At 40.0% G+C, this 20,424-nt stretch carries 21 protein-coding genes; 4 read left to right on the forward strand and 17 right to left on the reverse strand.

All coding sequences use genetic code 11. The features are described from left to right. Positions 1 to 9: 9 nt before the first annotated feature. Positions 10 to 783: a patatin-like phospholipase family protein gene (locus tag PY092_RS01230; protein ID WP_275614039.1), complete on the reverse strand. Its 774-nt coding sequence runs from the start codon at positions 781 to 783 to the stop codon at positions 10 to 12. Positions 784 to 968: 185 nt separating this feature from the next. On the opposite strand from PY092_RS01230, the gene PY092_RS01235 reads away from it, so the two are divergent. After that, the gene (locus PY092_RS01235; RefSeq protein ID WP_275614040.1) at positions 969 to 1,304 is read left to right on the forward strand and encodes an arsenosugar biosynthesis-associated peroxidase-like protein; all 336 of its coding nucleotides are present in this window, start codon (positions 969 to 971) and stop codon (positions 1,302 to 1,304) included. A 12-nt stretch (positions 1,305 to 1,316) separates the two neighbouring features. After that, positions 1,317 to 2,405: an arsenosugar biosynthesis radical SAM (seleno)protein ArsS gene (gene arsS, locus PY092_RS01240; RefSeq protein ID WP_275614041.1), complete on the forward strand. Its 1,089-nt coding sequence runs from the start codon at positions 1,317 to 1,319 to the stop codon at positions 2,403 to 2,405. On the opposite strand, the gene PY092_RS01245 is transcribed toward arsS, so the two are convergent. The 4 genes from PY092_RS01245 to PY092_RS01260 all read right to left on the reverse strand — a co-directional run bounded on the left by PY092_RS01245 (position 2,402) and on the right by PY092_RS01260 (position 6,035). Continuing rightward, positions 2,402 to 3,340, reverse strand: coding sequence for a hypothetical protein (locus tag PY092_RS01245; RefSeq protein ID WP_275614042.1), 939 nt, complete (start codon positions 3,338 to 3,340; stop codon positions 2,402 to 2,404). The genes arsS and PY092_RS01245 overlap by 4 nt on opposite strands. A gap of 87 nt (positions 3,341 to 3,427) precedes the next feature. Further along, a complete protein-coding gene (locus PY092_RS01250; RefSeq protein WP_275614043.1) occupies positions 3,428 to 4,477 on the reverse strand; it encodes a glycosyltransferase family 9 protein in 1,050 nt (349 codons plus the stop codon). Then, on the reverse strand, positions 4,461 to 5,066 hold the full coding sequence (locus PY092_RS01255; RefSeq protein WP_275614044.1) for a DUF4254 domain-containing protein: 606 nt from the start codon (positions 5,064 to 5,066) through the stop codon (positions 4,461 to 4,463). The genes PY092_RS01250 and PY092_RS01255 overlap by 17 nt, the downstream gene beginning before the upstream one ends. A gap of 39 nt (positions 5,067 to 5,105) precedes the next feature. Next, positions 5,106 to 6,035 (reverse strand): DUF6427 family protein, encoded by a 930-nt coding sequence (locus PY092_RS01260; RefSeq protein WP_275614045.1) that lies wholly within the window; start codon positions 6,033 to 6,035, stop codon positions 5,106 to 5,108. Between the two features lie 39 nt (positions 6,036 to 6,074). Between PY092_RS01260 and PY092_RS01265 the strand changes: the two genes are divergently transcribed. Next, complete coding sequence (locus tag PY092_RS01265) at positions 6,075 to 6,296, forward strand: DUF6341 family protein (protein WP_275614046.1); 222 nt, start codon at positions 6,075 to 6,077, stop codon at positions 6,294 to 6,296. Here the strand turns inward: PY092_RS01265 and purD are convergent. The 6 genes from purD to PY092_RS01295 form a co-directional block, all read right to left on the reverse strand. Next, the gene (gene purD, locus PY092_RS01270) at positions 6,291 to 7,562 is read right to left on the reverse strand and encodes a phosphoribosylamine--glycine ligase (RefSeq protein ID WP_275614047.1); all 1,272 of its coding nucleotides are present in this window, start codon (positions 7,560 to 7,562) and stop codon (positions 6,291 to 6,293) included. The genes PY092_RS01265 and purD overlap by 6 nt on opposite strands. A 189-nt stretch (positions 7,563 to 7,751) precedes the next feature. After that, positions 7,752 to 8,738: a UDP-glucuronic acid decarboxylase family protein gene (locus PY092_RS01275; RefSeq protein ID WP_275614048.1), complete on the reverse strand. Its 987-nt coding sequence runs from the start codon at positions 8,736 to 8,738 to the stop codon at positions 7,752 to 7,754. 98 nt (positions 8,739 to 8,836) lie between these two features. After that, entirely contained in the window at positions 8,837 to 10,204 is a 1,368-nt protein-coding gene (locus PY092_RS01280) for an exopolysaccharide biosynthesis polyprenyl glycosylphosphotransferase (RefSeq protein WP_275614049.1), read from the reverse strand. Between the two features lie 73 nt (positions 10,205 to 10,277). Then, positions 10,278 to 11,411 carry a glycosyltransferase gene (locus PY092_RS01285; protein WP_275614050.1) on the reverse strand — a complete coding sequence of 378 codons (1,134 nt, stop codon included), beginning with the start codon at positions 11,409 to 11,411 and terminating at the stop codon, positions 10,278 to 10,280. Next, the gene (locus tag PY092_RS01290; protein WP_275614051.1) at positions 11,404 to 12,543 is read right to left on the reverse strand and encodes an O-antigen ligase family protein; all 1,140 of its coding nucleotides are present in this window, start codon (positions 12,541 to 12,543) and stop codon (positions 11,404 to 11,406) included. The genes PY092_RS01285 and PY092_RS01290 overlap by 8 nt, the downstream gene beginning before the upstream one ends. Positions 12,544 to 12,617: 74 nt before the next feature. Next, positions 12,618 to 13,322 carry an O-antigen ligase family protein gene (locus tag PY092_RS01295; protein WP_275614627.1) on the reverse strand — a complete coding sequence of 235 codons (705 nt, stop codon included), beginning with the start codon at positions 13,320 to 13,322 and terminating at the stop codon, positions 12,618 to 12,620. A gap of 37 nt (positions 13,323 to 13,359) precedes the next feature. Between PY092_RS01295 and PY092_RS01300 the strand changes: the two genes are divergently transcribed. Continuing rightward, positions 13,360 to 13,530 carry a hypothetical protein gene (locus PY092_RS01300; RefSeq protein ID WP_275614637.1) on the forward strand — a complete coding sequence of 57 codons (171 nt, stop codon included), beginning with the start codon at positions 13,360 to 13,362 and terminating at the stop codon, positions 13,528 to 13,530. 524 nt (positions 13,531 to 14,054) lie between these two features. On the opposite strand, the gene PY092_RS01305 is transcribed toward PY092_RS01300, so the two are convergent. From PY092_RS01305 to cysN, 6 genes are read right to left on the reverse strand one after another with little or no spacing between them, the layout of a single operon-like run. After that, the gene (locus tag PY092_RS01305; RefSeq protein ID WP_275614052.1) at positions 14,055 to 14,948 is read right to left on the reverse strand and encodes a sulfotransferase family protein; all 894 of its coding nucleotides are present in this window, start codon (positions 14,946 to 14,948) and stop codon (positions 14,055 to 14,057) included. A gap of 1 nt (position 14,949) precedes the next feature. Then, positions 14,950 to 15,828 carry a glycosyltransferase family 2 protein gene (locus PY092_RS01310; protein WP_275614053.1) on the reverse strand — a complete coding sequence of 293 codons (879 nt, stop codon included), beginning with the start codon at positions 15,826 to 15,828 and terminating at the stop codon, positions 14,950 to 14,952. Further along, complete coding sequence (glf, locus tag PY092_RS01315) at positions 15,821 to 16,933, reverse strand: UDP-galactopyranose mutase (RefSeq protein WP_275614054.1); 1,113 nt, start codon at positions 16,931 to 16,933, stop codon at positions 15,821 to 15,823. The genes PY092_RS01310 and glf overlap by 8 nt, the downstream gene beginning before the upstream one ends. Further along, entirely contained in the window at positions 16,930 to 17,892 is a 963-nt protein-coding gene (locus PY092_RS01320) for a sulfotransferase domain-containing protein (RefSeq protein WP_275614055.1), read from the reverse strand. The genes glf and PY092_RS01320 overlap by 4 nt, the downstream gene beginning before the upstream one ends. Continuing rightward, positions 17,835 to 19,166, reverse strand: a complete 1,332-nt coding sequence (locus PY092_RS01325; protein ID WP_275614056.1) for a flippase — start codon at positions 19,164 to 19,166, stop codon at positions 17,835 to 17,837. The genes PY092_RS01320 and PY092_RS01325 overlap by 58 nt, the downstream gene beginning before the upstream one ends. Continuing rightward, complete coding sequence (cysN, locus tag PY092_RS01330; RefSeq protein WP_275614057.1) at positions 19,166 to 20,419, reverse strand: sulfate adenylyltransferase subunit CysN; 1,254 nt, start codon at positions 20,417 to 20,419, stop codon at positions 19,166 to 19,168. The genes PY092_RS01325 and cysN overlap by 1 nt, the downstream gene beginning before the upstream one ends. Positions 20,420 to 20,424: the final 5 nt, after the last annotated feature.

The following is a 20,424-nucleotide window of genomic DNA, read 5'->3' on the forward strand; positions in this document are numbered from 1 at the left end:
GATGATGGGCTACGTCTTGGACAATAGTTTCTCCAAGGCCCTACTACCGTGCTCGTATCCGATATCGAAGGCATTCTTTATCCCTTTTTTGTCCAGCACACCAATGGTGTCCAATTCCCCAGGCTCAATAAAAAGGTCACATTCCTGTAATTTTTCATGGTTGGAGGCATGGATCATTAAACTGGTGACCCTGGCCGTTAGCTGTAATGAATTGCGCAGATCTTTTTTCTGCAAAGGAACGGTTATGGAAACGTTGCTTCCAATAATATAGTCGGTTAGATGGTCTACATATTCCTTTGGAAAGTTGTTCATAATGCCCCCATCGGCATAAAGGACATCTTCTATGTTCACGGGGCTGAAAACAGGGGGCAAAGCAGCAGATGCCAATAACGGCTTAATGAGTTCCCCATCATAAAACACTTTTTCATTTCCCTTCATCAAGTCCGTGGCCACCACAAAAAGGGGGCGCTTCAAACTTTTAAAGCTATTGTCGGGGAAAAAGTTCTTGAAAATACTGACATAGCGTTCCGTATCTATAAATCCAGGTTTGTTGATGGCAAAAAAACTGTACTGGAACAATGGTGTTTCCTTAAAAAAGGTCAGCATTTCATCCACCGTATTATCGTTGGCATACAGCGCGCCGACCAATGCACCGATACTGGTGCCCGCCACCACTTTGGCCTCAATTTGGTGTTCGCGCATGGCCTTGATCAGTCCTATGTGTGCCATTCCGCGAACGCCGCCCCCGGAAAGCACCAAGCCTATGGATTTATCTTCAAGCATTTGTATGGTTATTGTTTCTGACCAAATAAAAGTACCCTTTAGTTTGATCTCATTTTTCAAAGCTAGGCAAAAGCTTTAATAAAGAATACATCCTTTATCATAAGAAATTGTAATCTCTCCCATACTCTTTCGACCTAAATGAATAGTATTTGTTGTATGTTTAGGTAAAACATTAAATTAAAAACATGGCTAAATCATATTACGACCCAGCAGACCTAAGAAAATTTGGAAACATCACGGAATGGAGCGAAGAATTGGGCAATAAGTTTTTTGACTATTACGGAAAGGTTTTCGAAGAAGGTGCGTTGAGTGCCCGAGAAAAATCCTTGATCGCACTAGCGGTTTCACACGTGGTCAAATGTCCGTACTGTATTGATGCCTATACCAAAGATGGCCTGCAGCGAGGCATCACAAAAGAAGAGATGATGGAGGCGGTGCACGCTGGGGCTGCCATAGAAAGTGGAGCAACCTTGGTTCACGGTGTACAGATGATGAACAAGTACGACAAGCTTTCCATGTAAACCAATTTATCAATGACGCAAAGTATACTCACAGACATAAAAAAAGCAGCTAAAAAATCTTTGAAGGCACGGAAAGATGCGCTGGCCAACACCCAAACGCAAATGGAAGTCTTGAACGGGGACCTTTTTGCCGATGGCGAACTGCCGTTTTTTAAGGACAAAATTGCCGAGACGGGGCAGTTTCCGTTGAAGCCCAAAACATTGGAAGTGCTCCAAATCAATGTGGGGTATATGTGCAATCAGGTTTGTGCACACTGCCATGTGGATGCAGGTCCCGATCGAAAGGAAATCATGACGCGGGAAACCATGGGACAATGTCTGGAAGTCATTCGCAACACTGGGGCACACACCTTGGACCTTACCGGCGGTGCGCCCGAAATGAACCCTGATTTTAGATGGTTTGTGGAAGAGGCTTCCAAAGCAGGCATCAAAGATTTTATCGTTCGCTCCAACTTGACCATTATTTTGGCCAATAAAAAGTACCACGACCTGCCAGAGTTTTTTAAAAAGCACAATGTACACGTAGTTTCATCCATGCCGCATTACACACGTGGCAAAACAGACAAACAACGTGGGGATGGTGTTTTCGATAAATCCATAAAAGCCTTGCAAATGCTCAACGAGGTGGGTTATGGGATGCCAGACAGTAATTTGCGCTTGGATTTGGTGTACAATCCCTCAGGAGCGTTTTTGCCTGCCGACCAAGCGGCCATGGAACACGATTTCAAAAAGGCATTGAAAGAAGATTTCGACATTGATTTCCACAATCTATTTGCCATTACCAATTTGCCGATTTCACGCTTTTTGGACTACCTCATCGCTTCGGACAATTATGAGGATTATATGTACTCTTTGGTAGAGGCCTACAATCCTGCCGCGGTGGAAAACGTGATGTGCACCAACACCATATCCGTAAGTTGGGACGGTTGGCTGTACGATTGTGATTTTAACCAAATGCTGGACCTTAAGGTGGCGAGCAAGGTAAAGCACATCAAGCATTACAATGATGATGTGCTGAACAATCGGGATATCATTATCTCGCAGCATTGTTACGGTTGTACGGCAGGGGCAGGCAGTAGTTGCCAGGGAACGGTGGCTTAATTCACTATGGAAGGGAATACGCCTCTTGTACCCATATCCACGACGGTTTCGCCCAACAAGGGCTCATATTTGCCATTGCCATTGCCATCTTCCCATTCAAAACTATTGTTGATGGATATGACGACTTCAATATTAATATCCTCCGAAGGATTTTCAGGAATTACCAAAGCTGTTGGGAATTGTCCCGTAACTACACAAGAGCCTTCGGGTACGGGAGAAGTATCATCGATTGGATTAGGCACCGTGGTCTGAGGAGTTTCTCCTTCAGTAAGCTGTATAAATTGGAATCCTTGGATATCCCCAGAAGTTTCCAACCCAAAATATCCTTGGGCCCTGTTTCCATTTACCGTGACGGTTTGCGTATCGATAACATAACTTCCAATATAGGTGTTGTATCCTAAAAAGGAAGCAACAGCACCGTCCACATCAATATTATCGTCCACGCCTTCGGGCCAATCGGGAATCTCCATTTCAGCACCTTCCAAATTGTAAACGATTTTATACTTCTGATACCCAATAGAACTTCTCAAATATTCGTAAGTGCCTGCGTTAACGTAACTCAAAGGCACACTTATGGTATTTACCTCTTCGTTGAAAAAGATCTCACTGTTGAAGTCTATTGCGGTTTCGCCCCCACTTCCAGTAGTTGCCGTGGAAGAAATGGTCACGCCACTATCGTAGGGTGTAAATTTATCGGGGTACAGACCAATGAAATGCAGTCCCAGAATCTCAAAGTCTGGGTCTTGTGCGGCATTGCCTTCAGGCACCGCTACGGGGTTGCCCAAATTGTCCAATCGTTCGGCATCAACATCCATGATAAAGGTAATGTTCAGTCTTGGGTCTTCTTGGTCTGGGTTAACAACTGGCTCATCGGTGGAGCAGGAAAACATGGTGATTCCGATTAATGCTGAAAAAATCAAGTTTGTCTTTTTCATAGTTTGTTTTTTATGTGATTTGGGTTGAACCTCCATAAAAGGACATGGAAAGTTATGAAAATGATGCGACAACCATTAATAGGTTGCTCAACTATCCAGAAATAGCATCAACTTATCCATTACCTCTTGTGGTTTGATGGTACTCATGGCTTTCTCATACCCTTCGGGCACTTTGTTGCCATACACAGAGGTTGGAATCAAGGGATAGGCTTCTCGGTCGGCCATAAGTGCATTGTCCATGGGCTGTCCGAAGGGATAAAAACCGGCATACGGGTGGGTAACGCCCCAGAGAGTGACCACGGGAATACCGTAATTGGCAGCCATGTGGGCATTGCCACTGTCCATGGACAGCATCACATCCAAATTGGAAATGAGCTGTAATTCTTCAGAAAGATTTAGTTTGCCAGCCATACAAATCGCATTATCGTAGTTATTGGCCAACTCCTCCAACACCTCTACTTCCTTGATCCCTCCACCAAACAATAAAATTTTATACTTGTCGGTATTGTCTAGCTGCTTGATGATTTCTTCCGTGGATTCCAAGGGATACATTTTGCCCTCGTGAGCCGCAAAAGGGGCAATGCCGACCCATTTCTTGGTGTCCTGTTGTACCAAATCCAATACCTTTTCGGAAAGTTGGATTCGGTCAAGTGGTTTGGCAATGGTTAGGTCAATGGGGAAACCTAGTTCTGCAAAAACATCCGCATAGCGCTCGTGGGTCGTCTTTAGTTGCTCAAAAACTTTGTTTTTGGGCCGTGTAAGTGCTTTTTTGTCCTTTCTTCCTTTATCAATTTGGGCAAAAGGGATACGTCCCAACGCAAAGTACTTTTTAAGCACTCGACTGCGTAATACATTATGGAGGTCCGCAACGGCATCAAACTGCAAGGGCTTTAGCTCTTTGTACAGGCGCCATAGTCCCATCAAGCCCTTGTGACGATTTTTAACGTCGGCCACTTTTACTTGTACATCCTCCAATCCATCAAAAATAGGAGCGAACGGTTTTTTGGTAAGAACGGTTAGCTGTATTTCAGGATATTTTTCTGTTAGTGCACGAAGCACGGGGACGGTCATCGCCACATCGCCCATGGCCGATAAGCGAATGGCCAAAATATGGGTATGTTTACCCTTTTTGTCCACGTAACACTGGGTTTAATTCGTCGTCGTTGTACATTTTCATCTGCTTGTAGACTTTCATGTACTTGTTTCCCGCCTCAATATCGGCCAACAATTGGTCAATCGCTGTGGAAAGGTCTTTTTTCTGCTCCAAAAGCACGGCCAACTTCCCGCTGCATTTATCGATGTGTTCTTGAGATGCATCGGTTCGGTTGACCTCTTCTTGCATATGATATATTTTCAAGGCCAAAATGGAAAGTCGGTCGATGGCCCAAGCTGGGCTTTCTGTATTGATGGTGGCATCATCCTTCGCTTGAACCGATTGGTATTTATTCAGAAAATAGCTGTCGATATACTCCACTAAATCCGTACGGTCTTGATTGCTGGCATCGATTTTTCGCTTAAGGTCCAGCGCTGCTTCGGGATCAATTTCGGGGTCACGGATAATGTCCTCGTAGTGCCATTGCACGGTATCTATCCAGTTTTTTCTGTAAAGTAAATGCTCTACTTTATCGGTTGGATAAGGGTTGGTGAATTCTTGGTACACATCGTCCTTGATGTGGTAGGTTTCGATACTTTTCTGAAATATGTTGAAGGCAAAATCGCTGAACATAGCTTAAAATTTGTCCAAAGATATTGCTTTATGGCGTACTTAATTCAAATGGAAGGCAAAAAGCGTACAGGCCAAAACCATACAGCCAATAAGCAACACCTCTTGAAACTTGCGTTTTTTGATGCCCTCGAAATAATTGGTCAAAAAAACCGCTGAGGGGAAAAAAGTGAGCAATACGGGCGAAGCATCGGCCGGGGTAAAGAGTGTAATACACGTTCCCAACAAAAATATCAGGAACACTATGCGAAGTAACAACAACTTTCCCCCACTTACATTTCTAAGCCGGACAAATACGGTCACGGAAACGATAACTGTCAAGATCAGATAAATCAGTGTCTTGATGTTCAGTACTTGAAAAAAAGATTTTGTGGTAAAAAGCCCCAAGGAAAATTGGTAATGGTCTTCAAAAAAATTCAAAGCCCCATTTAGTTTCAGCACAGTGAAGGTAAGCATATATATTGTGGCCATTCCCAAAAAAGGGACCAACCAATTTTTGAGGGTTTTCCGATCGTATACCCCAATCACAAAAAAAACAAGGAGCATAAAGGCCAAGGCCCAATCGTAGAACAAGCTTGCAATGGCAATCAGCAGGGAGGCATCAAAAATTTTGTGTTTTACGCTTCTTGTGGACTTTATGGAAAGTATTCTCCAAAAGGCCAAGAGTAAAAAAAAGTTGGCGAAAATCACATTTTGGAGCACCAATTCATCGGAAAACGACACGATCATCAGAACAAAAAAGAGCATGGCGTAGGAGTTGGATTCCGTTGCCTTTTCCGTTTTCACGATTTGATTGACGATGAAAACAGCGAACAGCATTACCGCGAACAACACCAGTTTTAAAGCAATGACTTGGTTGATTTTCTGCCCGTTAAGTTGAAAAAACACATTGGTGAAATAGAATAGGAACAGGAAGATGGCAAGAACTATATGGTTTATGGGTTTAGTTTTTCCGAAAAAGCTTGAAATCATCCTATCTTTTGCTACTTTTGTAAAGTAAATATAGCCAACATGAGCAAGTTTTTTTACGGTATAGAGGACTTATTTGTAAACTACCTTTTCGCACCATTGGATTTTTTCCGTTTTATGCACAGCTGGTGGGGTTCCAACACCATTAACTGGATTTTTATGATCATCGGTTTTGTGGCGATGGTATATTGGATGGGGCAGCTGAAAATTTTCAACGAAAGTGGCGAGGAAGATAAGAGCATTAGCTCCCACTCTTACCTATAGATCAAATCCTAAATCTTTTCGGTAATACATGCCATCAAAATGGAGCTTTTCCATGTTTTGATAGGATGTTTTCAATGCTTCCTTAAAGTCTTTTCCAAAGGAAGTAACGGCTATGACCCGGCCTCCATTTGTAACCACCTTTCCGTTCGACAGTTTTGTTCCCGCATGAAAAACAATGGAATCTGCAATCCTTTCCGCTCCTGTGATTTCCTTGCCTTTTTCATACGCTTCTGGGTAACCTCCCGATACGGCCATTACCGTAGTTGCTGCTCTTTCGTCAATTTGAAGGTCTATTTGATCTAATGTGCCATTGGCCATTGCCTGTAGCACTTCTACCAAATCACTTTTGAGCCTTGGCATGACCACTTCAGTTTCTGGATCACCCATACGAACGTTGTATTCAATTACCTTGGGCTCATCGCCGACCTTTATCAGTCCGATGAAGATAAAGCCCACATAAGGCAGATTATCCGTTTTAAGTCCCTCTACAGTTGGTTTTACAATTTGACGCTCTATCTTGTCCATAAAGACGGCATCGGCAAAAGGAACGGGGGAAATGGCGCCCATGCCTCCTGTATTGAGTCCAGTGTCGCCCTCGCCTATTCTTTTGTAATCTTTAGCGGTCGGAAGAATTTTATAATTAGTACCATCGGTCAGTACAAAACAGCTCAGCTCTATACCGTCCAAAAACTCTTCGATGACCACCGTGGCACTTGCGTTTCCGAATTTGGAATCGAGCAGCATGGATTTGAGCTCATCCTTGGCTTCTTGCAGATCCTGTAGAATCAAAACGCCTTTACCTGCTGCCAAACCATCGGCCTTGAGTACGTAAGGTGGTTTTAGGGTTTCCAAAAAGGCATAGCCTTTCTCCAGTGTTTCGCTGGTAAAACTTTCGTAAGCAGCTGTTGGAATGTTGTGCCTCATCATAAACTCTTTGGCGAATTCCTTGCTTCCTTCGAGTTCTGCAGCCGCTTTTTTCGGACCGATCACAGGAATGGATTTAAGCTTGGCATCATTCAAGAAAAAATCATGTACCCCATTTACCAAGGGGTCCTCTGGCCCCACCACAACCAACTCGATGTTTTCTTTCAACACCAATTGTTTGATGGCTTGAAAATCATTGACCCCTACCTCAACATTGGTGGCAATCTGTGAAGTCCCTGCATTGCCGGGTGCTACAAATAATTTGGATGTTTTAGGGCTTTCTGAAATTTTCAGGGAAATGGCGTGTTCGCGACCCCCAGCTCCCAGGACCAAGATGTTCATGATTCAATGTTTTGGCAAAAATAACTCAATTCAAATTTAATTCAGGGGTTATTTTCAAATGATCTTCGCTTACTTCTTGGCACAATATCCTACCAAGTCGATCTGGATAGCAATCAACACCTGTAACGTATGGGATAATATAAAAAAGGTCCGATAAACATCGGACCCTTGTAATCTTAAAAACAAAAATTATTTTTTGTTGTGAGTGGTAAAATCCCTGTGCTCTGTTTTTTCGAGTTCTTCTTTGGAAAGCCCTTTAAAGAATTCAAATGTTTTGCGCATACCCTCTTCACGACCCACTTTGGGCTCCCATCCCAAAATCTCTTTGGCTTTGGTAATATCCGGCTGTCGTTGCATGGGATCATCCTTGGGCAAAGGTTTATAAATTATTTTTTGATCGGTTCCTGTTAGCTTGATGATTTCCTCTGCAAAATCCTTGATGGAAATTTCATTCGGGTTACCAATATTGACGGGAAGCGTGTAGTCGCTCATCAACAAGCGATAGATTCCTTCGATTTCATCATCCACAAAACAGAAAGAGCGGGTTTGCGATCCATCTCCAAATACCGTTAAGTCTTCCCCTCGAAGGGCCTGTCCCATAAAAGCGGGTATCACACGGCCATCATTCAGTCGCATTCTGGGTCCGTAGGTATTGAATATCCGAACGATTCTTGTGTCCAACCCATGAAAACGGTGGTATGCCATGGTAATCGATTCTTGAAAACGTTTGGCTTCATCATACACACCTCTTGGACCTATAGTGTTCACATTCCCGTAGTACTCCTCAGTTTGAGGATGCACCAGAGGATCCCCATATATTTCGGAGGTGGATGCAATCATGAAACGGGCATTCTTTTCCTTTGCAAGGCCTAGCAAGTTATGTGTCCCCATTGCCCCCACCTTAAGGGTTTGGATGGGTATTTTAAGATAATCTATCGGGCTTGCCGGCGAGGCAAAGTGAAGTATGTAATCCAGTTCTCCAGGAACATGCACAAAGTTGGTTACATCATGGTTATAGAACGTAAACCGTTCCAATGGAAATAGATGTTCTATGTTCTTAAGGTCCCCTGTGATGAGGTTGTCCATGGCAATGACCTCATGGCCTTCTGCGATAAATCTGTCACAAAGGTGTGACCCAAGAAAACCAGCCGCCCCGGTAATAAGGATTCTTTTCATTTATTTAGATATCAATTGAAGTATTCAACTTCCACAAACATAGCTTATACGCACACAGAATGAAAACTTTTCTAGGCAAGCTACACTAATTTCTCGGCTCAATACGCTTTTTCTTCTCCTTTAATGGCATTTAGGACCGTTTGAACGATGATTTTAAAATCTAGAACCATGGACCAGTTCTCGACATAGAATATGTCATATCTTAATCTATTAAGACCGTCCATGTCCGTTTCTATTCCACCTCTTTCCCCTTTAACTTGGGCCAAACCTGTTATCCCTGGCTTTATAAGGTGCCTAACCATAAACTTATTGTGCTTTTTGGCCAAATCATCTGTTAATTTAAGCGGATGGGGGCGAGGCCCTACCACGGACATCTTTCCAAACAACACATTATAAAATTGGGGCAACTCATCAATACTTGTTCTTCGAATAAACTTTCCAACTTTTGTTACTCTCGTATCATTTCTGGTCGCCCATTTTTTATCTGAATCGGAATTTACGGCCATAGACCGGAATTTATAGCAATAGAAGGGCTTATTGTCTATACCGTTTCTTAACTGTCTAAAGAAAATAGGCCCTTTGCTCTCCAGCCTTATGATGACCGCCATTAAAGGCACCAACCAAGACAGAAGAAATAAAATGACCACTGTTGAAAAAAGGACATCGAAAATACGTTTTGACAAAGCATTGAGCTTTCTATCCAAAGGGGCATCTCTCAAGCTTAAAACCGGAACATATTCATAATATTCAAACTTTAGCTTTGTTGTATAAATAGTATTGTCGGGCACAAACTTTAATCTTTTCAGATTGTTGTCGGCATAATTGATTATTTCCGTTATTTGTTCGTTACGCATTTCGGATATCGAAAAGAATATCTCATCAACATTATTATTTGATATAAACTCAAAGCAAGACTCCAAGCTAAAATCTTTTTCGTCAGTATCGAATTGACCTACGAGCAAATAACCCAGCTCTTTTTTTTCCTTAAATGTGGTAATCAGTCTTTCGGCCCTATTGTTTTTGCCAATCACAACTACTCTTTTGACATTAAACCCGAACCTTTCCCTTAGTGCCATCAAGAGGAAATGAATCAAGAATTTATTGGTTGAAATCACAAAAAAACAAATAAGGAAGTAATACCCAAGGTTAAGCCTGCTGATCAATGGCTGCTTCAAAAAACCAATGTAAGCGTACAACACCAAAAAAAATAAAATGAACTGATAGAAAACGAGGTTAAATATGTGGGTGAACTTATTGTTGTTGTTGATGAGATAAAATTGATTTTTCAATGAAATGATTATCCAAGTCAGGGTTATATAAAAATGGAACAGGATTGGACTTGAAAACAAAGGGTTCATATAATCAAGGGGAAATAAATAAAAAATGAAGTTGATCATAAAAAGATCAAAAAAGATAAACAATCCCTCTAAAAACCTGGTGCCAATATTATTCTCCAACCTGTTCATACTTCTAATGCTATAACAACTTAAGTCTTTCTATCTGAGTGACCAACCTATTCCAAAGACCTAAATAAAATTTTCATTTTCCACTTGAATACTCTGAGTAAACTTGTTCCAATTTTTGAATGGTGTTTTCTATGTTGAGCCCTTTATTGAACAATTGTTGTGAGGCCTTGCCATATCTTTCCCTTACATCTTCATTTTGGTACAATTCAATTACTTTCCCTGCCATTTCCCCATCATCTCCTTGGGATATCAAAAAGCCATTTTGTCCATCGTACACCAAATCCCTATTCCCGTCACAGTCAGTTGCAATAATCGCTTTGGATAATGCCAAGCTCTCGATCATTGCATATGGCATTCCCTCATATCTGGCAGTAGACAAGTAAAGTTGTGCCTTAGATATTATCCCAAAGATTTTTTTTCTTTCCATCCATTTAATAAGGGTAATGTTGCTTTCCAATGCATACTTTTCAATCAAATCGTTTACCTTATCCGTGTTTGGGCTTACAACACCGACCCCCATGACCACCAGATGAATGTCCGGAATCTTGGCCTTTACTTTTTTTATTACTTCCACCATCATTTCAATATTTTTTTGATACGATGGCCGTCCCACTGTGCAAATATATTTTTTTGGCAGATTATATTCATGGATTGCGCTCAAATCAAGGTCCGTTATTGGCTTTATGCAATTATTGAAGACTATTGTATTTTCCTCCGCATAGCCAACTTCTTTTATCCCCCTGATCTGTTCTGAAATAGATGTTGCCAACAAAATGGAGTTGAAATTTTTGAACAGCCTCTCGATGAACAAAAATAATTTTTGTTTTACCCCTCCTTTTTGGCTTAGATAGGAAAATGCATGGGGAGTGTGCAAAACAGTTACCGGGTAGAACAATGATGCGAACCTGCCTATTATCCCTCCCTTTGCGCTATGTGCATGAACAACGTTTGGCTTTTCTTTTTTTAGGATTTTTACAAGTCCCCAAATACATCTAAAATCCTTTATTGGGCTGATTTCTCTTTGTATTGGCAAATAATACTCTTTAATCCTATTCCCATTCTTATCAAGATAATCTTCCCTATTGTCCATTGGGCGGCCATGTACTATTACACTGGAGATTTTGGACGCATCGACATTTTCCGACACAAGTCTTAAATATACTTCAACGCCACCAACGGAATGGAGAACATGTAATACTTTAATCATTTTTGATTTTTTTACCCAAAACAGCAAAACAGGTTGCCAATAAAAACACTCCTACTTGCCTCATCAGCACGTTTTCTACTAAACTAAATACGATAATCAAGAACAAAAGCCACATACTGGGTAAAATGCCTCTATAAGAATATGCATAAACCAGTATTAAGATCAGAACCAGAACAATCCCAATTATTCCGTGCATCAAATATGTATGCAAAAATTGATTGTGGGTATTATACCTGGCCTTAACGAACCATGCTCTCTTATCTTTAATATAAATGGTTTTACCATAACAGTCAACAAGCTTTTCCTGAAGTTCCCTTTCTGTATCCAACCCGATAAAATGACTTTTCCCCCATTCTTTGCCAGCAATCTGAAACGCACAGCGCCATATGGCATACCTTGGTTCATGGATTTTTAATTGGAGCATATAATTGTCAATGGAGCTCGAATTGAGAAAGAACCTCTTTTTAAACCCCTCATTTTTGAGGCCAATTACGGTTAAAACAGATAATGCCATCAACAGAATAAAAATATGTTTGAATGAAATCTTCGATTTTAAATCAACATAGATATTATAAACAAGGAAAACTGTGAGGAACAAAAAAGAGAGCCTTGAGGCCAAGATGAAATTGACTATGAAAATCGCCGCTAACAGCACATATTTCATTTTTAGGTTTGTTTTACACAGCATGTAAACAAAAACTGCCGCTATCATGCTCATAAACCCAAAATATAGCCTCTCAAAAATCAGAAAGCTTTGGGTGTTCCCACCAAACTTATAAAAATTAAACTCTCCATATTGCCAATAATTACTGACAATACCAACAATAACAAACAAGAAGACAACTGCATACGCCAATAAGTATGCCATAAGGAATCTCTTAAAAAACCTCTTCCCGCCGCCCATTAAAATAATCGGTGTGCACAACAGTATGAGATATCTTAAACCTACCTTGTAGTCCTTGGGGGTTTCGGCAAAGACCACAATGTCAATCAACAAAAGAGCAACGATTACAATGGATAATATACTCGTGCGGCTCAGTCGCACATTTATACCTTCTTTTGCCGTGTAATATAAACCACAAGCTATCAACAAAACAAAACATATGTTATTCAAGGCCGTGGAAAATGCCATGCTCAAATAAAATAGGAACACGAGAAAAACCCTTATCTTGTCCAGACCGAACAATCGCTGTGTAAATTTTGTCATCATTTGTTTCCCGCCTTATTGAGCACCACTAGGAAAAAACTGAAAAAAATCCAATACCCAATGACCCTGAACGTGTCAAATTGTACCCACGTAAGACCGAATCCTATAGATGACAGTACCAGTAAGGCATTAAGATTTTCCTGTCCATATAAAACTTTTCCCCTATAGTATAGCAACAAACTTCTTAAAAAAACAACCAATTGAAAAGCCACAAAAGTAATCAATCCAAGTAATCCAGTGTCAACACCCACTCGAATATAGGTGTTATAAACCGGAGGAAAAATTTTCTTGCCTTGGACGAACCTTTCTAATTCAATATTATCCTCTCTAGACCAGTCTGGGTATTTATTGACTACCGTAAACCCCGCTTGTCCAAAACCATGGCCCAACACTGGCTTTTCCTTAAAAGCCTCCAGAGACGCCACATATGTACCTAACCTTGTTTTATTAGATTGAGAGGCTTTGTAATTTTTGACAAAGTTATAGCTGTCCATTCGTTTTTGCACGAACTCACTATTACTCAAATAATAAATCGCAAAGGGCAACATTATTATTGATGTCATTACCACAAATATTATGTTCTTAAGCCTTTTTGAACTTATTCTCCCCTTGGTTTGGTTTAAACCAATGAATGTTGCGAATTGCAATAAGATGATTAAAAGCCCAGATCTGGAATTCGAGAAAATTGCCAGGAACAAAATCATTCCCAAGGGTAAATAATACCGAAGAATTTTTCGAGTATTGGGTTTAACACTGATTATCCAGGGCAATGCTGTAGCCAAGAAGAGACCCAATGAAGGTGGTTCCTTGGTAACTGAGGAGATTCTTTTGTCCCAAGTGTTTTTAACTATTCTAACCAAGGGCATCGAATCAAAAAAATCCAGTACTGCATTGGCAAAAGAAAAACGATAATGGATATAAATCACTTCAAAAAAACCTACTATGAAAACAATGTATACCGCCCAGAGAAATGGTTTTCTTATCCGGCCTACAATATTCGGCGTATCCATAAAATAATTATACAAAACCAAAGTAAGGAAGGGAAAGAAGAACAAAAAGACCAGCACCTGCGACAATAACTTTTGAATTCCTGTTCTAAGTGGATGGGCGTTGTTAAAAATAGATGACAAATTTACCAAAGAACTCAGCCCGATTATGAAAACAAATAGAATAAGCAGCTGTAATTCCAAGGATATCCTTGGAACACGGACTGAGAATCTATTTTTTAAAAAGATGAAAAAAAAAAGGAAAATCAATAAAAAAAGAATATATCCCTCCCTTGAAAATTCGCCCAACGGTAGAACCCCCACCCCATCAAATGGAATAAGGAAAACTGTTAGGAAAAAGAAAAGATATATGATTTTTGATGCTTTGATCTTCAATTTTTCTTGTGATTACGTTAAAAGTCCGCTTTCAGGTTTACAAAACTTGATTTTTCAATATTTATCGATCCAACCCGATAAATCCCTATCTATAAGTTCTTGTAAGTTATATAAATCTTGTGTATAAAGCCTTGAGAGCGATTTTTTTTCTTCTTTGGAAATTTCTATATCCGACAGGTTGATTTTTTGAAGTCTTGACTGCAATTTAATTGCTGCGTTCTTACCTACCATTTTTGTCCCCATCCGTCTCAAAAAGCTGTCCTTGATCAACAAGCTATTCAGAAATTGCCATTTCGCTTTGCCAGAGGCATTTAATTTTAAGTTCTCTTCTGCCTCGATGTATGGAATACCCAAAAAGTCACAGGTTTGGTCCAGAACTTCTTGCGTGTTTTGAATCAAATCCTCAAAAAGGTACACCTTGACCTCAGGGAAATTATCCATATAGCTCTTTACCTGGTCATGGTAAAATCCGCCTTTTTTATATCCCCAAATAAATTCAAACCCTTTTGCGAGTCTTTCCTCTTCCATCATTATCGCCTGCTCTATGGACATTTTTTCCCTGCCGTCCCTAATTAGATGCTTATATGCGGATACGGCCCTGTCAACAGGGTGTCTTAGCACTATGATAATTTTAGGCGCGCCCAAAAGTGATTTTATTTCCGGTATTACCTCTGTGTGATAGAAGAGATTGTCCACACTGGAATCCCCCATACATTTATATTCCTTGGACGTATTGAACAGCCTTTTATAGCTGTCCAGCGAAGATATAACCCTCTTTTTTGTAAAGGCAATATCTCCAGGTCCTTTGTATTTCGCAAATTTTGATGAGAAATATTTGGGTTCTTTAGGGGTTGGCATCAAGACATCCGAATGTTTGTCCAAGTAGTAGTTCAGTGTGGTTGTCCCGGATTTCGCAGCCCCTACAATTAAAAAATTTGGTAAATTCATCTCAGGCCGTTGGTTTAAAAAATATTCCCTTAAAAAACGCACCAACTACTATACTAAAGGCTTTTAGCTTATGGTTTTTTCTGGAAACCGACCGATATAAGTTCCTTGCAAAAAACAAGAACATTAGATTGTACTCGCCAAATTTCCTGTGCATAAACGTTCTGTTCCTGAAACCATATTCCATTTTCCAAAACTCTTTTGGTGTACAGTTTTGGATATTGGTGTTATGGTTGGTAACCGTTTTGTGCACTACTTGACTTTCTTCTACAAAGAGCCCTTTGTATCCCGCTCGGATTATTCTTCTACTATATTCTAGATCATCACACCATATAAAGAAATCCTGATATGGGAGGCCCAGTTTATCCACTATGCGCGCAGGAACCATCATCGATACAAAAGAGCAGGATTTTACGTTGATATATCCTTCATCGCCAAAAAATGCCACCCCATTATCGTTTACCCTTGAAACATCGGGAATGTTCATTTTGTGTGGTGTACCGTCCGTCCAAATAACTTTGCTACAGGTAAAGCCAACATCCTCAACTTTTTTAAAAGGTTCCAAAAGCGGGCCAAGACTGTCCTTTTTGACTATGGAATCATCATCCATGAGCCATATATAGTCATACCCCTGTTCAAAAGCGTATTTTAGCCCAGCCTTAAAACCTCCTGCACCACCTAAGTTTTCTTTCATCAGGTACTCCTCGACCTTTGGGCTTTCTTTACTTAACCCTTGGAGATATTCATGGGTATTGTCGGTACTGGCATTATTTACCACAACAACTTTTTCCAAACTGCCATTTACCTCCAAAAGTGCGTTCAATGTCTCCTTTAAAAGCTCAAGCCTATTATATGTCACAACTACTGCACAAACCCTATCCATCGAATTCCTTTTTAACTGCTACCAGAGCACTGCCTATTACTTGATGCATATCATAATATCTGTATTCCGCCAACCTGCCCCCAAAGATAACATTGCTTTCTGATTCCGCCCTTTTTCTGTAGGCCGTAAAGGTTTTGGAATTTTTGTCGTCATTTATTGGGTAATACGGCTCGTTTAGTGAGTTCCATTCCTGTGGGTACTCTTTGGTTATCACAGTTTTGTCCTGTTTCCCAAATTCAAAATGCTTGTGTTCGATAATTCGAGTGTATGGTGTTTCTTTATCCGTATAGTTTATGACTGCATTTCCTTGGAAATTATCACTGTTCAGCACTGATGATTCAAATCTTAGGCTACGGTATTCCAATCTTCCGTGCTCAAACCCATAGTATTCATCGATTTTTCCGGTAAAGACAACTTTTTTGGCAAGCCTTTCCCAGGCCCCCCTTTCTTTAAAAAAGTCAACACCAACCTTGCATTCAATCCCTGCCAGCAATTTGTCGATCAATTTATTGTATCCCCCTATTGGGATTCCTTGGTATTTGTCCTTGAAATAATTATTGTCAAAGGTAAACCTCACTGGTAAACGTTTGATAATGAATGCTGGCAACTCGGTTGCTGGTCTTCCCCATTGCTTTTCGGTATACTCCTTGATCAAAGCTTCGTATATGTCCCTCCCTACGAGTGACAATGCTTGCTCCTCAAGGTTCTTGGGATTGTCTATATCCAGCTCCTTTATCTGCTCTTCAATCTTCTTTTTGGCTTCCTCTGGGGTTTTTACACCCCACATTTGATAAAAGGTGTTCATGTTAAAGGGCAAATTGTAGAGCTTACCCTTGTAATTGGCCAATGGGGAGTTGGTAAATCTATTGAACTCCACAAAAGAGTTCACATAATCCCAAATTTGCTTGTCATTGGTATGAAAGATGTGTGCTCCATATTTGTGCACGTTTATCCCTTCTATATTTTCACAATGGACATTGCCCCCTAAATGCTCCCTTTTTTCAATTACCAGACATTTTTTTCCTCTTTTGTTCGCTTCATGGGCAAAGACCGACCCAAAAAGGCCAGAACCAACTATTAAATAATCGTACTTTAATTCACTCATTTTAGCCAATGTGATAAATCTCTATTTATTAAATTTTCCAATTCCTTTATATCCTCTCTATACAAAGATTTTAGTCTTTCTTTATCTCTTTCTGGAATTATAGTTTTTGCAATATTTTTCCTAATCATTTTTTGTTTTACCCCTTTTAATGCATTAATGATTTTTTGTGGGGCTAACTCTCTAACAAATTTTGGAAAAACTAGCCTTGAATATATTTTTTGCAAAGAGATATTTTTTGGACTACCAGATACGTTGTATCTATTTTTAAAATCATATTCGATTGGCTTGATTTCCAAAAAATCGGAAATTTCATTTAAAACATTTTGATTGTCTCTTTTAAAATCATCATATATAATAATCTTCACCTTTGAGAAATTCTGTAAGTAAGCCTCAACCTGTTTTAGATAGAATCCAACATCTACATACAACCAAGCCCATTCCCAATTTCTCTCTTTTCTTGAGTTTTCAAGTTCAATGGCCTCTGTGAAGCTTTCCTTTTCCCTTAAGTCTCTTACGAAATGCATATACTGAGAAAATGCCCGTTCAACTGGGTTTCTAAGTATTATAATTATTTTAGGTTCTTTTTGATTGGTAGAGGCATATGACTCTTTTATTTTCTCAATTGAATTCTTATAATAATATAAATAATCCGGAGATACATCTCCTTTTATTTGGTTAGAATTTGCCCTATTAAATAACTTGATATATTCTTCTTCACTTTTAATTATCGACTTGTTCACCAAATAATCTTTAGGGCCTTGAAAGTTCCCATCCATCATAGAAAAATACCTGCATTCTTTTCGTATTGGCATAAATACAGAAGGATGTTGACCCAAGCATCTCGCGATAGTTGATGTTCCTGCTTTAGCTGCGCCGACAATCAAAAAGTTTGGAAATACACTCATTTTTGTTTTGTGGTTTTTATTCCTGGAAGTAACATTATTCCATCTGTTCTCCATATTTTATATGCTCCGTACAAGTTCCAAAACGCCAACGATATTGCTGTACTTAGGGCTGCTCCATTCATTCCATAAATCGGTATAAGAACCAAATTTAACACTATATTGAGTACCAGCGAGACAATCAACATATTTCTAAACAGGACTTGTCTTCCCGTCATATTCAAATAATTGCCCACAGGACCACACATAGCATTGATCATTTGCCCCAGAATTACAATTATCAAAGCATTTTTAGCCAAATGGTAATTGTTTCCGAAAAAACCCAGCAATTGTTCTGCAAAAACAATCGCGATGACCAAAATGGGAAAGGTCAACAAAAAATTTAGATTAACAGCTGTTTTTAATAGTTTCTTTAATTTGGTATGCTCTTTTGATGTATACAGTTCAGAAATACTAGGTGATAACACTGTATTTATGGTCATGAGAACAATATTGATTATAACTGTAATCTTCATTGCTGTACCATAATAGGCTATTATTTCAAACCCTTCATAAAACTTTAAAATAACACTATCGATGCTTTGCATGATCAACAATGACATGGCACTGAACGACATGGGTATTGAAACCCTTAAAATATCCCGATAAGACGTTTTAAATGAGGTTTTATCCATCTTTCTTGTCCCTTTCTTCAATTTTAAATGGATAAATGCCGTGGACACTATTGCGACAATATACAGGGATATGATGTAACCCCAGATGACGTACCTATCCAAATCATTGAAAATAAGAGCCAAAAAAATAATCAGAATCAGCCCAAACCGTAAAATTGACCGTAAGAATTCTGAAAAAAATAGTTTGTTGTATGCCCTGATTACCTGGAAATTCAAAGTCATAATTGCAAAAGGGATCGTCCCGATTATTGAAAAGTCCAGCACTTCTTTGTTCTCTATTACAAATGCTGGCTTTAAAATGAACGAAAACCCAACATAGATCAATAAAAGAACAGCATAGGCCGCAAGAATCAAAAGCGTTGACCTAGTATATAAAATGGACTTGAAATGCCCCTTGCCAGATGAGTCGTACTGTCCTGAAAATTGAAAAAAAGAAGTGTTCATCCCCAATAAAACAATAGTGCCCAGTATAACTATTAAATATGATATATAGTTGTATTTTCCAACCAAAACATCATTTGTAAAGTTTGTTAGCACAAGTAGGCTGCAGAACTGCAGAAATACCCCTGAGACCCTAATAAACAATGATATAATACTGGATTTTACGAACCCTTGCTTTTTTGCTGAAAAAAGTTTTCTTTTTATATCATGAATCATTACACGATCATTCCAGCGGCCACGGTCTCGTTCGTGGCATCATCAATCAAAATAATGCTACCCGTGGTCCTGTTTTCACGGTAAGGATCCACCATCAATGGTTTGGTGGTTCTGATGCGCACCTTGCATATATCATTCATGGACATTTCCACGTCCTCGGCACTGCGATTCAAGGTATTGATGTCGATTTTGTACAACACCTCCTTGATCATGGCTTTTTGCTCGTTAGAGGTGTGCTTTATGGTGTATTTTGCCCTAGGCTTTGCAGGGCTGTTGTTCAACCAGCAGAGCATTACCTCAATATCTTGCTGTGCTTCCGGTTTGTTATTGGAACGAACGATCATGTCGCCTCTACTGATATCAATGTCATCCTCAAGGGTAATGGAAACCGACATTGGGGCGAAAGATTCTTCGACCTCCCCAGAAAAAGTGTCGATAGTTTTAATTTTTGATGTGAAGCCTGAAGGCATTACGGTGACCTCATCGCCTTTTCTCAATACACCGCTTGCCATTCTGCCCGCATAACCGCGATAGTCTCTAAATTCATCGCTTTGGGGCCTCAGAACTGTTTGTACCGGGAATCTGGCGTCCACTTTGTTGATGTCGCTGCTAATGTGCATGGTCTCCAAGGTGTGCAAAAGAGGGGCCCCTTGATACCAATCCATATTTTCCGATCGATTTACCACATTATCCCCCAACAACGCACTTATTGGTATAAACCGAACATCCTTAACCAGCAATTTGGAAGAAAACTCTTCAAACTGGGAAATCACTTTGTTGTATGCCTCTTCCGAAAAATCCACTAGATCCATCTTGTTGATACAGACGATAACGTGTGGTATTTGTAGCAAAGAAGCAATAAAAGCATGCCTCTTGGTCTGCTCGATGACACCGTGTCTTGCATCCACCAAAATAATGGCAGCGTTTGCCGTTGATGCCCCAGTGACCATGTTTCGGGTATATTGTATATGTCCAGGGGTGTCTGCAATGATGAACTTTCGCTTTGGGGTTGTGAAGTAACGATAGGCCACATCAATGGTGATTCCTTGCTCTCTTTCATCACGAAGACCATCGGTGAAAAGCGCCAAATCCACACCTTCGTGACCTTTCTTTTTACTGGTGCTCTCAATAGCTTCCAGTTGATCCTCGAATATTGACTTGGAATCGAATAATAGTCTTCCTATCAGGGTACTTTTCCCATCATCTACACTTCCTGCCGTAGTAAATCTTAATAGCTGATTGTTGTCCAACATATCTC

Source organism: Flagellimonas yonaguniensis (assembly GCF_029193885.1).
GTDB lineage: Bacteria > Bacteroidota > Bacteroidia > Flavobacteriales > Flavobacteriaceae > Flagellimonas > Flagellimonas yonaguniensis.

Excerpts from the sequence above, each read along its gene's own strand:
- PY092_RS01230 (WP_275614039.1), bottom strand. The coding sequence starts at position 783 with ATGCTTGAAGATAAATCCATAGGCTTGGTGCTTTCCGGGGGCGGCGTT.
- PY092_RS01235 (WP_275614040.1), top strand. The coding sequence starts at position 969 with ATGGCTAAATCATATTACGACCCAGCAGACCTAAGAAAATTTGGAAAC.
- arsS (WP_275614041.1), top strand. The coding sequence starts at position 1,317 with ATGACGCAAAGTATACTCACAGACATAAAAAAAGCAGCTAAAAAATCT.
- PY092_RS01245 (WP_275614042.1), bottom strand. The coding sequence starts at position 3,340 with ATGAAAAAGACAAACTTGATTTTTTCAGCATTAATCGGAATCACCATG.
- PY092_RS01255 (WP_275614044.1), bottom strand. The coding sequence starts at position 5,066 with ATGTTCAGCGATTTTGCCTTCAACATATTTCAGAAAAGTATCGAAACC.
- PY092_RS01260 (WP_275614045.1), bottom strand. The coding sequence starts at position 6,035 with ATGATTTCAAGCTTTTTCGGAAAAACTAAACCCATAAACCATATAGTT.
- PY092_RS01265 (WP_275614046.1), top strand. The coding sequence starts at position 6,075 with ATGAGCAAGTTTTTTTACGGTATAGAGGACTTATTTGTAAACTACCTT.
- purD (WP_275614047.1), bottom strand. The coding sequence starts at position 7,562 with ATGAACATCTTGGTCCTGGGAGCTGGGGGTCGCGAACACGCCATTTCC.
- PY092_RS01275 (WP_275614048.1), bottom strand. The coding sequence starts at position 8,738 with ATGAAAAGAATCCTTATTACCGGGGCGGCTGGTTTTCTTGGGTCACAC.
- PY092_RS01280 (WP_275614049.1), bottom strand. The coding sequence starts at position 10,204 with ATGAACAGGTTGGAGAATAATATTGGCACCAGGTTTTTAGAGGGATTG.
- PY092_RS01285 (WP_275614050.1), bottom strand. The coding sequence starts at position 11,411 with ATGATTAAAGTATTACATGTTCTCCATTCCGTTGGTGGCGTTGAAGTA.
- PY092_RS01290 (WP_275614051.1), bottom strand. The coding sequence starts at position 12,543 with ATGGCATTTTCCACGGCCTTGAATAACATATGTTTTGTTTTGTTGATA.
- PY092_RS01295 (WP_275614627.1), bottom strand. The coding sequence starts at position 13,322 with ATGATTTTGTTCCTGGCAATTTTCTCGAATTCCAGATCTGGGCTTTTA.
- PY092_RS01305 (WP_275614052.1), bottom strand. The coding sequence starts at position 14,948 with ATGAATTTACCAAATTTTTTAATTGTAGGGGCTGCGAAATCCGGGACA.
- PY092_RS01310 (WP_275614053.1), bottom strand. The coding sequence starts at position 15,828 with ATGGATAGGGTTTGTGCAGTAGTTGTGACATATAATAGGCTTGAGCTT.
- glf (WP_275614054.1), bottom strand. The coding sequence starts at position 16,933 with ATGAGTGAATTAAAGTACGATTATTTAATAGTTGGTTCTGGCCTTTTT.
- PY092_RS01320 (WP_275614055.1), bottom strand. The coding sequence starts at position 17,892 with ATGGAGAACAGATGGAATAATGTTACTTCCAGGAATAAAAACCACAAA.
- PY092_RS01325 (WP_275614056.1), bottom strand. The coding sequence starts at position 19,166 with ATGATTCATGATATAAAAAGAAAACTTTTTTCAGCAAAAAAGCAAGGG.
- cysN (WP_275614057.1), bottom strand. The coding sequence starts at position 20,419 with ATGTTGGACAACAATCAGCTATTAAGATTTACTACGGCAGGAAGTGTA.